The organism is Calditrichota bacterium (genome assembly GCA_014359355.1).
Taxonomy (GTDB): domain Bacteria; phylum Zhuqueibacterota; class Zhuqueibacteria; order JANLFK01; family Oleimicrobiaceae; genus Oleimicrobium.
The window spans coordinates 1-11882 of record JACIZP010000108.1 but is presented as its reverse complement, the minus strand read 5'-3'; the positions used below and the strand labels follow the sequence as shown (position 1 = coordinate 11882).

General features: G+C 61.3%; 8 protein-coding genes. All 8 read right to left on the bottom strand.

Annotated elements, in window-relative coordinates:
• Positions 1–658 (bottom strand): Tat pathway signal protein (locus H5U38_04490; GenBank protein ID MBC7186279.1); only part of this gene is annotated, 658 nt, incomplete at its 3' end.
• 9 nt (positions 659–667) lie between these two features.
• The gene (locus H5U38_04485) at positions 668–2449 is read right to left on the bottom strand and encodes a T9SS type A sorting domain-containing protein (protein MBC7186278.1); all 1782 of its coding nucleotides are present in this window, start codon (positions 2447–2449) and stop codon (positions 668–670) included.
• Positions 2442–4844, bottom strand: coding sequence for a glycosyl transferase family 36 (locus H5U38_04480; GenBank protein ID MBC7186277.1), 2403 nt, complete (start codon positions 4842–4844; stop codon positions 2442–2444). The genes H5U38_04485 and H5U38_04480 overlap by 8 nt, the downstream gene beginning before the upstream one ends.
• A gap of 40 nt (positions 4845–4884) precedes the next feature.
• Positions 4885–5715 (bottom strand): carbohydrate ABC transporter permease, encoded by an 831-nt coding sequence (locus tag H5U38_04475; GenBank protein ID MBC7186276.1) that lies wholly within the window; start codon positions 5713–5715, stop codon positions 4885–4887.
• Between the two features lie 85 nt (positions 5716–5800).
• Entirely contained in the window at positions 5801–6580 is a 780-nt protein-coding gene (locus tag H5U38_04470; protein ID MBC7186275.1) for a sugar ABC transporter permease, read from the bottom strand.
• Positions 6581–6696: 116 nt separating this feature from the next.
• Positions 6697–8031 carry a sugar ABC transporter substrate-binding protein gene (locus H5U38_04465; GenBank protein MBC7186274.1) on the bottom strand — a complete coding sequence of 445 codons (1335 nt, stop codon included), beginning with the start codon at positions 8029–8031 and terminating at the stop codon, positions 6697–6699.
• A gap of 7 nt (positions 8032–8038) precedes the next feature.
• On the bottom strand, positions 8039–9085 hold the full coding sequence (locus H5U38_04460) for a PorV/PorQ family protein (protein MBC7186273.1): 1047 nt from the start codon (positions 9083–9085) through the stop codon (positions 8039–8041).
• Between the two features lie 13 nt (positions 9086–9098).
• Positions 9099–11882, bottom strand: a 2784-nt coding sequence (locus H5U38_04455; protein MBC7186272.1) for a hypothetical protein, incomplete at its 5' end; no start/stop codon positions are given.

Sequence of the window (11882 nt, the reverse complement as noted above, 5' to 3'; positions counted from 1 at the left end):
AGTAGTGCGGGTCAAAGCCCCGCTCCGGCATCCACCCCAAGGCAATGCCCGGCTTGTCGGCCATGGCCCAATCCCATTCGACCCGGCGGTACAGCGTGTCGGCAAAACTGCGCACCTCCTGCTCCATGGCGTCAGGCTGGTCGAAATAGCTCTGGCAAGAGAGTACGCCGGCCATGAGCAGGGCCGTGTCCATGGTGGACAGCTCGCATCTCCAGGCGCGTAGCCCGGTCTTCATGTCCAAGAAGTGGTAGAAAAAACCCCGGTAGCCGCTACTTTTCTCGGGATCAGCACTCTGGGGAAGGGAGAGTAGGTGCCGCAACGTCGTGTGCACCCGCTGCACAGCCTCTTGGCGAGAGATGAGCCCATGCTCCACAGCAACGGGGTAGCTACTTAGAGCAAAACCTACGGCAGCGATGCTGCAGGGGCCTGGTGATGGCCAGCGATCAGGCGCCAAGCCCGTGGCCGGGTCCGTGGTCTGCAAGAAATAGGTGAGCGTCCGGACAAGCAGGGTGTCCAGGAAGGGGTCCCAGCGCTCCGTCGGAGGCACCGCATCCCGGCGGCAGGAGTGTAAGGCCGCCGAGGCAACCACCGCCGTCAGGGCCACCGCGACCAGTTGGTTAACTGCCAGACATCCAGCTTGCGCGAATCGGCATCCCATAAATGCCTGTTATTTGGCGATTACCATCTTCTTGGTCGCGGAGAGACCAGCAGTCTGCAGGCGATAGAGATAGACCCCGCTGGCATCCCCGGGTGGTACAAAGCGCACGACGTGTTGCCCTGCTGCACGCGGCTCGTCGACGAGCGTGCCCACTACCCGGCCTAACGCGTCGTAGACGACCAATTTCACCCACGTCGGTTGCGGCAGCTCAAAGCCGATGACGGTGCTCGTATTGCAAGGATTGGGATAGTTCTGATAGAGTCGCACCTGGCGTGGGACCCCACAAGGCTCCTCGCCGACGCCGGTGAACGGCACAAACCCAGCCCGCGCCAGTCCCTCCTGCACGTACGGATTCTGCATGAACACGCGCCACACCTTGCCGCTGCGATAGTTCTCAATCATGACGATGATGGGCCCCTGGTCGATGCCGATGACACAAGAGGACCACCAGTTCAAGGTGAGGTTAAAGGCATCTCTGAATCCGTACTCGCCCCACAGGCGCATCCGGTAATTGTCGTACAAGTGGCGGAGCGCAGCCAGGGAGTGCTGCGGCGTAAACGGCATGGAGCCGCCGGCGGCAGTGGGCGCGATGGTGCCGTCGTCGTTGAAGGGGGGTGGTGCGCCCCGCGCTAAGTAACCGGTGGGCCCGTCGCACGCGGTGATGCCCCAGATGTTCTCGCCGTAGCCGACGAAACCCTTGGGGTTGGCGATGCAGTAGGCGCGCGCGGCCAGCGTGGCACGACGGGAATTCTCAAAGTACGTGATCCCTTTCGCCCGCATGTACGGGTCACTGATGTCTCGGAAATCGATCCAACAGTGCGAGTACTGATGGCCGAAGAGCGGTGGGAAGGCGACGTAGGAATAGCCGTAATGAGTCTCCCATGAGTAGCCACTTGTCCAGGCGGACCAGACAGAAGACGGCACCGGATGAGTGGGCGAACCCAGGGCAAGAATGTACATGATCATCGCCTCATTGTAGCCACGCCACCACGCGTTGATAAAGCCGGTCTCCGGGTAGTAGCCCATCATCAGCCCAGGGGCGTAGTTGCGCATCCAGTTCCAGTCGACGCGCAGGTAGATAGAGTCCGCAAGACTGCGGACCAGGCAGTCCAGGCTATCGGCGCCGGCGAAATATTCGCGTGCGTACAAGACCCCCGCAAGCAAGAGCGCGGTGTCTATGGAGGAAAGTTCGCAGTCCCAGGTGCGCAAAGCCGTGTTGATGTCCAGAAAATGGTAGAAGAAGCCCTTGTAGCCACTGACCCCTTGCGCAGCCTTCCCCTGGGGCGCAGTCCACAAGGTCTTGAGAGCGGCAAGGACGCGACTCCTACCCAAGTCGCGGCGCACCCACCCCCGGTCGATAGCAATGCAAATGGCGGTGAGCCCAAACCCCAAGGAGGCAATGCTGCAGGGCGAGTTAGGCAGGCTGCTATCGCGGATCAGGCCGGTAGTGGGATTCGCTTCGTTCCAAAAAAAGGTGAAAGCAGTGCGTTGCAGCAGGTCGAGGAACACGCTGTCGTCTTCTGCGTCCGAGAGCCCGTCAAGAGCGGAAGTCGGCAGAAGAGCGGCTTCCACCTGGGGCTGCGCCTCAGTGCCAAGCCCCGGACATGTCGGCACGGCACCCTCGTCAGCTCTCCTCGCCTCAGGCTGGTAGGAAGCGGTCCGGTGCGCCGGCAAAAGCACCTCTCTCCAAATCTTGGGCTCATCCGGCGGCGCCGCCATGCCGGATGTATCGGCGGCGTTCAGTGCCAGCCATAACAGCGCCAATGCACACAAGCGGGGCCCCTTAGCCACCAAGGGTCACCTCGATTCTATGCCTGCTCCCCGGGACAAACTGGGGCAGGACAATTCCCCGTCCGACCCGGGTGGCAGAGGTAAGCTTACCATCGATGCGCACCTCCGCTACCCCACAACTGACGCGCCGGGGGTTGCGCACCTCGATTAGGTGCTCTGCGCCGCGAAATGCCCGCCGCACGCTGTAGGCCTCCCATTCCGGTGGAATGCACGGGTCGACGATCAGCCCGCTCAGTGTCGGCCGAATGCCAAGTATCCCCTCCAAACTCACTTTGCACAACCATGCCGCTGAGCCCGTGTACCAGGTCCAGCCGCCGCGGCCGTACAGAGGCGAGTCTGGTCCCTCGACGTTTCCCGGCGTCACGTACGGCTCTGCCTGGTAGAGGTCTGGGTCCAACGACCGGTAGATGGGCGAAATCTTTTTGTACATGGCATAGGCTTTTGCGCCGTTGCCGAGTATGGTGTGGGCAAGGATCGCCCAGGTGGCAGCGTGCGTATAGGTCCCACCGTTTTCGCGCCGCCCCGGTGCATAGCGCGAGAGATAGCCAATGGAGGGGTCTGGCCGCGAGTAGGCGGGCCAAAGCAGCAGGGGACCATAGTCGCGGTCAAGGTACTTGTCCACCGCCTGCATGGCCTTGGCCTGAAGTTCGGCTGGCGCCGAGTTGGCAATCACCGCCCAGGTCTGCGCGTTGAGGAATATCTTGCCCTCCGCACAGGAGGCACTGCCCAATAGCTCGCCGTTATCCTTCGAAGCTCGCCAGAACCATTCGCCATCCCAGGCATGCGCCGCAATCGCCGCGCGCAGCTTGGCGGCTTCCCGGCGACAGAAGGCGAAGGACCTGCCCTTGCCTGCGGCAGAGGCCACCTCAGCAACGCGCTCCAGAACCGCGCACAAAAAGTGCGCTAACCACACTGACTCGCCTTTCATCTCGTTGCCGACGGCGTTCAGTCCGTCGTTCCAGTCGTGGTCGCCAATAAGGGGCAGGCCCCGCTTGCTTCGCCAGGACAACACACGCTGCAAGGCCAGCCGGCAGTGGACCCACAGCGGCGCCGGCTCCCCGCCGTCAACGAATGGCACAAACTCGTCCAGCACCCCGACGTCCGCCGTCTCCCGGATGTACTCCGCCACCACGAAAGGCAGCCAGAGCAGATTGTCGCTCACCTTGTTGTGAAATCCTATCTCCGTGAGCGGATGCCACCAGTGATATACCGAGCCGTCCCGGAACTGATGAGCGGCGTGGAGCAGGATCTGCTGCCGCGTCTGGGCGGGATCAAGCGGTAACCAAACCAGGCTGTCCTGAAGCTGATCCCGAAACCCGTAGGCGCCGCTCTGCTGGTAGTAGGCGGCTCGCCCCCAGAGCCGGCACGAAATCGCCTGGTAGGGCAGCCAGTTGTTCATCAGTATGTCGAAGGCCCTATCCGGCGTGGTAACCTCGCACGGTGCCAGCCTCCTCCTCCATCCGTCTTTCACCTCCGCAAGAGCTTGCTTGGCTCGAGGCACGGACCGATACTTGGCGGCCAATTCCTCCGCCTGTGTCTGCGCATCTGCGGCACCGACCACGAACACAACCTCGCGCACCTGGCCAGGCGCGAGGTCCACATCCACGCGGAGAGCCGCAATGCCATCGCCCCAACGTCCTTGGGAGCAACTACAGCAGCCGCTTGCCACCGCCGCCGGTCTACGCACGTCCGAACCGCGCCCCAGAAAGCTTGCTTTATCCCCGTCGAAATCGATCACCGGCTCACTGCACGCATGGAAGGCGACATAGGGCCAGTCGCGATTCCAGTGCCGCCCCTTCTCGTCTGCTATCTCCCACAGCCTCTTTCTGGCGAAGAGGATTCCGCTTGCCGGAGCAAAGCTCGTCTCCAGGAACGCCTTGTGAAACTCCCGATGGCTATCCGGCGCCGCCCCGAGGCACCACTCGAAGTAGGTGAACAGGCTAAGTTCCTGGCGCACCGCGCCGTCATTGCGCAGCGACAAAAGCCATATTTCCACTGGATCCCCAGGGGCCACGAAAGTCGTCCACTCGCTCGTCACAGAGCCCAGCCAGGCCGCCAGCGTCGTGTAGCCGAGGCCATGCCGGCACTGGTAGCGCGTGCCGTTGTGCTTGACAGGCTGCCATGCGGCAGACCAGATCTCACCAGTCTGGCGGTCGCGCAGATAGAGGAATTTGCCCCAATTATCCTGCACCAGGTCCTGCTGCCACCTGGTCAGGCGGTTCAGGTTGCTGTGCGTGCGCCAGCTGAACCCTCCTCCCGCCTGCGAAATGACCAGCCCATAGTCGCCGTTGGAGATCACGTTCACCCATGGCTTGGGCGTGTCCGGACGGACAATCACATACTCTGTTCCATCGCCAGTAAAGTACCCATACTGATTCTCGAAGAGCTTGTCCATGTCGCTGCCTTTCCTGAGGTGCAGTCCTCCGCAACAATCCCTATTCCTTCACACTCCCCGCAGTTATGCCGCTCATGTAGAAACGCTGCATCGCCAAAAAGGCAATGGCAATCGGCAGGATTACCACCACCGAGCCAGCCATCAGCAATTCGTATTGGGTGCGGTGTTCCTCCCCGGTCAGGTTGGCCAGGGCCACCGGCAGAGTGTACATCGACTGCTTGGTCATGACGATGAGGGGCCAGAGAAAGTCGTTCCAGGCCCCCATGAAGCTGAACACGGCCAAAGTCGCTAAGGCAGGTTTGGTCAAAGGCAGCACCACCTGCCAGTAGATGCGCCACTCGCTCGCCCCATCGATGCGCGCCGAATCCAACAGCGCATCGGGAATCGACATCATGAACTGCTTGAGCAGAAAGATACCGAACATGCTGGCCATGCCGGGAATAATCAGGCCAAGGTAGTTGTTGAGCAGGCCCAGCTTGTTGAACATCATGAACAGGGGCAACATGGCCACCTGCCCTGGGATCATCATCGACGCCAACAACAGGCCGAAGAGCCTCTGCCGCCCAGGGAACTGGTACTTGGCGAAAGCGAACCCGGCGAGCGAATTGATGAAAAGCCCCAGCACAGTCACTGAGACTGCGACGACCAGGCTGTTGAGCGTGGCGCGAGCAAAGTTCATCTGCGCAAACAGCGTCTTGTACTGCACCAAGGTCGCCGGACGCGGAATCCACTGCGGCGGCAAGGTGAACGAGGCGCCAGTCGGTTTCAGCGACGTGGAGACCATCCAGGCAAAAGGCGCCAGGGTGATCGCGAACACGACCACCAAAGCTAAGTGCAGCAGCACCGACTTGCTCGTTGGCCAAATCGCCATGCTGCGCACCCTTGCTGCCCGCTGCCCGACTGGCGCGCCTTGTCGGGACAAATCTACGGCAAGAGACCACATTTGCCGACTCTCCTCACAAGTGGCGCCTCTGCGTGCGCATCTGTGCCAAGGTTAACAGCAGAATCACCGCGAAAAGCGTGAAGGCGATTGCCGCTGCGTAGCCCATGTTCCAGAACTTGAACGCTTCCTGGTACATCAGCAGCACCACCGAAAGCGTGCTGTCCAGTGGGCCTCCCTGCGTCATGATGTACGGCTCGGCGAAGAACTGCAGGTAGCCGATGGTAGTCACAATGCTCACAAAGAGCGTGGTCGGGCCCAAAAGGGGCACGGTGATCCGCCACGTGCTCTGCCAGGCATTTGCCCCGTCGATGCGCGCCGCCTCGTAGTAGGAAGGGGCAATGCTCTGCAGCCCTGCCAAGAAGATGATCATATTGTAGCCAAAGTTCTTCCACACCGCCATCAGAATGAGTGCCGGCATGGCCCACGTTGTAGTTGCCAGCCAATCCGGGCCCTGGATGCCAATGACCGACAGCAGGTAGTTGAGCAGGCCAAAACGGGGGTGATAGATCCACCGCCAGACGACCGCGACCGCGACCAGCGTGGTCACCACGGGCATGAAGAACCCCAGCCGGAAGACGCTTCGCAGCTTGACCAGCCGCGAATTGAGCGCCAATGCCGCAACGAAGGAAACGCCGACCGTCACCGGCCCGGCGACAAGCACAAAGTAGAAGGTGTTAGCCAGCGCGCGCCAGAACAGACCGTCGCGCAGCAGGGCGGCGTAGTTGGCGAAGCCAACAAAGGAAGTCAGGCGCCAATCCCCCAAGGAGTAGAGGCTGAGATCCGAGAGGCTCATCAGGAATGCCACCCCGACCGGGATGAAGAAAAACGCCAGGAGGAGCAAGACGCTTGGCGCAACGAAAAAGACCGGTGCCCAGCTCTGTCTCCACCCACGTCGCGGCGGCACAAACCTCACGACCGTCCCACCTCCAGAGGCTGAGCTCTGCTGGGGTCTGCTGGCAGCAAGCGCCCAGCGTGCCTGTGCTGGGCAGGGCGCTTGCGCATGATGCTCTCGATATCCCTTGCCAGGCCTTCAACCGCCTGGTCCACGGTCACCTTTCCATACACCGCCGCTTCCAGCCACCGGTTGATGCGGCTGGCGATCTGCTCCCATTCGGGCACCTGGGGCGCCGGCCGCGTGTGCTGCAGCTGTTCATGGAAGACTTGGATGAGCGGGTTGGCCGCCAAGCTGCTGTCCTGCCACGCATCTTCCACCGCCGGCAAGTCAGAGGTCAAGTGATACCACTGCTTCTGCACCTCGACGCGCGAAAGGAATTCGATGACCTTCCAGGCCTCAGCCTTGTGCTTCGCCTTGCGGAAGATCACCAAGTTGCTGCCGCCCGCCCAGGAATCACGCGTGCGAAACGCGGGCATAGGCACCACGCTCCAGCGGCCGGTCAGCCGCGGACAGTTCTGCGCCACCTGGCTTAGCATCCAAGGCCCTGAGAAGAACATCGCATAGTAGCCGCTCTCGAACGCCTGGAACAGATCGGTCAGGAGGCCACTGGTCACGGGGACCAACCCATCACGGAAAAACCGGACGTAGAAGCGCCATGCATCTTTGCTCTGCTCGGAGGTCACCGCAGGGGTAAACATGTCGTCGGCCAGTATACGACCACCTGCCTGCCAGGTAAAAAAGAGCAGCTCCTCCCAGACGTTCACCGGCAGCGTTAGCCCGTAACGGTCCGGCCTGCCGTCCCCATCGGTGTCCGCAGTGAGTCGCCGACACGCTTCGTACAGCTCGTCCCAGGTACGCGGTCCAGTGGAAAAGCCTGCCTCGGCCAGGAGGTCCGTGCGGTAGAAGAGGACCCTGGTCTCCACATACCAGGGCACACCATAAACTTTGCCCCCGAACACGCCTGATGCCCAGGGTCCGGAGAAGTATCGCTCCGGTTTGACCACAGCCGATGCAGCGATGAAACTGTCCAAAGGAGCGAGGGCTTGCATGGCGTGGAACTCGGGCATCCAAGTGTTGCCGAGTTGACAAAGGTCAGGCTGGGTGCCACCGGCAACGGCGGTGATGAGCTTCTCGTGCGCAGCGCTCCAGGGAATCGTCTGGACGTACAGGCGCACTCCTGGATTCTCGCGCATGAACCATTCTACCAGCGGTCCAAGCCGCTCCCCCTCGGCGCCTATGGCCCACATGGTGACCACCTTCCCCGCAGGCTCCCTTTGCCGCGAGCACCCAAGCAGACCAAGCAGGCCTAAGGCACCGAGAGCAACCTTTGTCCAGCCGCTGAGCCTCACAGCTCTCTCAGAAGCTGAACCCCAGGGAGAAGCGCTGCGTGTACTCCAGGCGTCCGTGGTCGGCCCACGCGTAGTCGATCTGCAACTCCGTATCGCCCAAAGCCAATCGCGCTCCGGCGCCCAAAGTGAGCCCGACCTCGGAATCCTTGAGGAATAGGTTCTGGTAGCCTGCGCGCAGCGCTACGCTGCCGAACATCCGCCACTCCGCGCCGAAACTGATGCTTTCCGTGTTGTCGCTTGGGTGAAAGGCAGTGACAGCCGCAGAGAGCTGGTGCCGCTCACTGATGCGGAAAGGCCAGCTAAGCCCCACGCGAAAAAGGACCGGCAGCGGATACTTCTCCGTATAGACCTCCCCTGGCAGACTGCTGTTGTCTCCGTAGCGAGTGGGGTCATTGTCGTACTGGATGCGCAAGTCCCGCCCCTGGTAGCGTGCGCCAAGGCCAAAGTTCGAAATGCTCGCGCCCAGCCGCAAACCGCTGGTGGTGAGATTGTACAGCGTTCCCACGTTAATGGCCACCGTGGCCAGAGAGCTGTGCCAGATGGTCTCTTGCACATAGCTCACTTGCACACCCATGGAGAACCGGTCCGTAACCTGGCGACCGTAACCAACGCCAAGCGCGATATTAGACACCGTGTACCTTTCTCCGGTGCCCAGTGGCTGCTCCACCGTCCGCACGTCGATTTCACCAGACTGAAGCGAGGTCACCGTGAAAAGCAAGTTGCCAATCTGCCCGGCCCCCACCAACGCCGCCACATAGTCGTAGGAGATGTCCGCCAGCCATTCGCTGTGGGTCACCTGCAGACCGTACCCCTGCAGGCGACCCAATGCGCCGGGATTGTAGTACACGGCGCCAATGTCGTCGCAGGAGGCCACGCCCGCGTTCCCCATCGCTGCGTAGCGGGCACTGGGCTCGATGAGCAAGAACTGGCCGATGGTGGTGCCAGTCTTGCTTTGCGCCAAGACGCCCGGGACGATCAGCACCTGCACTGCCGCCACGCACACCAACAGAAGAACCGGGCGCGGACTGCGGGGATCAGACTTTTGCGCTCTCATGGGTGACCCGCCCTCACTTGATAATGGCGAATTTGCCGATCTTGCTGCCGAGACTGCCAGCATCCACATGGAAAATGTACAGTCCTGGGGCCACGTCGAGGTTGTCCTTGGTGCGCAGGTCCCAAGGCACGTAGCCGTGCGTGGAGCCGTCATGGTAGAGCGTTTGCACCAGTTCGCCGCGCACAGTGTAGATGCGGATGGTACACCGCTCAGGCAAGCCGCGGAACTCGATGCGCCGCTCTCCCCGCCCGGAGATGGCAAAGCGCTCGGCCTCGAAACTTGCCGAACCGACATAAGGATTGGGCACGACATAAGGATCGTCCGTAAATTGCTGCGCCGCCTTCTGCGGATCGATCCATTCCCCCGTGGTGGTAAAGACGAATTCATCTCCTGCGCCCAAAGGATGAATGAGACGGAGGTAGTACACATCGCCTGCCTTGGGTGGGACGATGGGGCCACGTTGGGCCTGACCTGTGGTGTCCACCTCGATGAGCCAGGTAATCTGGGGCTGCGTGCCCCTTTCTGGGACGTACGTAATGACCTTAATGAGCTCGTCGACTCTGCTCAGGTTGTTATCCTTGTCCAGGTCTCTGAACTGGAACTTTAGCCGCAGCGGTCCTCCATCGGTCAGCGCCTCGACGCGGAACTTGGCAGGACGAGCAGGCAGACCGATCGCCGCCAAGGAGGTGTCTAAGTAGGTGTCGGCAAAGGTAATCCTCAGGTCGTGGGGGAAACCCGGCCGCCGCCTATTGATGGACAGCTGGTACTGGTAGGAGGAGCGCAGCCGCATGTTGGTGGCGCTGCCTTGGGCAAAGCCGCTCTGCACCGTGTCGATGCTGATCGTGGCGGGCGTGCTCACGATGGGCAGCAGTCCAGCACCAACCGGGCCGATCCCCAGCCCGTCCAGGTCGGTCCCGTTGGTGAAGACGTACTTGTGGGTGGTGCTGTCGTACAGGTCGTAGAAGGCCGCGCGCACGCTGTCCGCTGAAGGGAGCTTGGTCCTGACCACGAAAAGGTGCTCATGCGGCACCAGCGCCGAATTGACCACCCGCACGTCTACCGTGCCCACGCCTTTACCCTTCGTCTTGGTGCACACCGACGCAGTGGCCGGAACGAAACCCAACACCTTCGGCTCCGGTCGCACCGCAACCACGTTCGTAGGAAGGATTAGGCCCCCACGCGGTGTGCGCGACACGCTGATGGCATTTTCCGAGGGGTAAAAGTCCAGCGAGTCCGAGCCGTGGTCGTAGGCCGTCACCGCGTAGTAGTAGAGCTGACCGTTCGTCACCGTGGTGTCGGTCCAGGTGTGGGTGATGCCCGTGTCATCGCCCAGGTAGTATGCCACACCTTCCACCGTCTGCTTTGAAAAGCCCTTGATCCTGTTCTTGAGGTCAAACTGCGCAATTGGACGACCGTTGCCAATTGGCCCGGTACCCCTCGCCGTAGTGATTACTTTCGGGTCGCGGAACTCAGGATCAGTGGAGCGGTAGATGCGGTATCCTTCAAAGTCGTACTGCAGGGTTACCGGATCGATACCTCGCTCGGCGGCATCGTCCCACGACAGACGCACCCACCCGTCGCCCGCCTCAGCCGTCACCTTTGGTTGCGGCGGTGGCACCGCAAACTGGTAGTTGGCGTTGTAGATTTGCTGAACAATGCGCACTGTGTTGCGCAACTCCTCCAAGTCGGCGCCATAGGCCAAAGCCAGGCTAAAGCGTTCCGTCTTGCCGGCCGGCAACTTGAAAGGACCAGAGGCGAAGAGGAAACCAATGTTGTAGTTCAGCATCAGCGCCTGGTCGAAACGGGCAGCCGGATCCGGCGCGGTGAAGAACTGATACAAGCGTTTTGGCCACTCCTTGCCGTCGTCGAAGAAGACAATGTTGTCCGTCTCCTCCGAGGGATTGCCCTGCCCCGGTCGGATCCGGTTCATCTTGAAGCCGGTCAGACCTATTTGGTCAGACTCATTGAGGTCTGTCTTGTCGAAATTCGGCTCGCCGTTGGTAGGAATGCCATCGCCCTCGCCCGTATCGTTGGTCCCGAACACTCCGTCGGCGCCCGTGTCACACAGCTCCGCTACCCAATCCATGTCCTCGTCGCCTGTCCACCAGCGCGCCACTCGGTAGGCAGGACGGGTGGCAACGGTGCCGATGGCCCGCTCGAACTGCTGCACGTCGTAATGGCTCTTCAGGTATTGCAGGATGGCCTCCTGCCCAACCAGAAGTTCGCCCGGCCCTCCGTCTCTGCGCTCGTCCACTATCCCGTCGAGGTCGTTATCGACGCCGTCATAGTGATTGCCAGGCGTCTCTAAGTAGGAGTAGCCAAGGTACCCGGTGGGGAGGCAGTTACTGCTCAGGCCAACGCCATGACCGAGCTTGTCCCACGTATACACCAAGTTTATGCCGAATGACTTGTCAAAGTAGGCGTTGTCATCGTCAGACTCGTAGATGCCATCACAGGAGAGGGCCGAACCCCCGACGCCCGAGTCCATGTACATGCCGAAGATGATGTTGTTGTCATAGTCGGTGGTCCCTTCGTTGGTGATGTCATAGTGCCAGAAGATGACGTTGGCAGCCTGCGGGTTGGCCCATTGGAACCCTCTGACCTCGATGCGCAGGCCGAGCCCGCGCCGCGTGGAGTCTCGACTGTCGGGGTAGTAATCCCAGGCGTCGTAAAAGTCGTCATCCATGACGGTGAAGCTTTCCTGGTCGGCGTTGGGTCGCTTGCCAAAGTAACCATTCCAGCTGCCCGCCCAGCCAGGGTCATCGGGGTCATTGAGCTTGTCCGGCCAATAGTCAGG

Excerpts from the sequence above, each read along its gene's own strand:
- H5U38_04480 (MBC7186277.1), bottom strand. The coding sequence starts at position 4,844 with ATGGACAAGCTCTTCGAGAATCAGTATGGGTACTTTACTGGCGATGGA.
- H5U38_04475 (MBC7186276.1), bottom strand. The coding sequence starts at position 5,715 with ATGGCGATTTGGCCAACGAGCAAGTCGGTGCTGCTGCACTTAGCTTTG.
- H5U38_04470 (MBC7186275.1), bottom strand. The coding sequence starts at position 6,580 with ATGAGCCTCTCGGATCTCAGCCTCTACTCCTTGGGGGATTGGCGCCTG.
- H5U38_04460 (MBC7186273.1), bottom strand. The coding sequence starts at position 9,085 with ATGAGAGCGCAAAAGTCTGATCCCCGCAGTCCGCGCCCGGTTCTTCTG.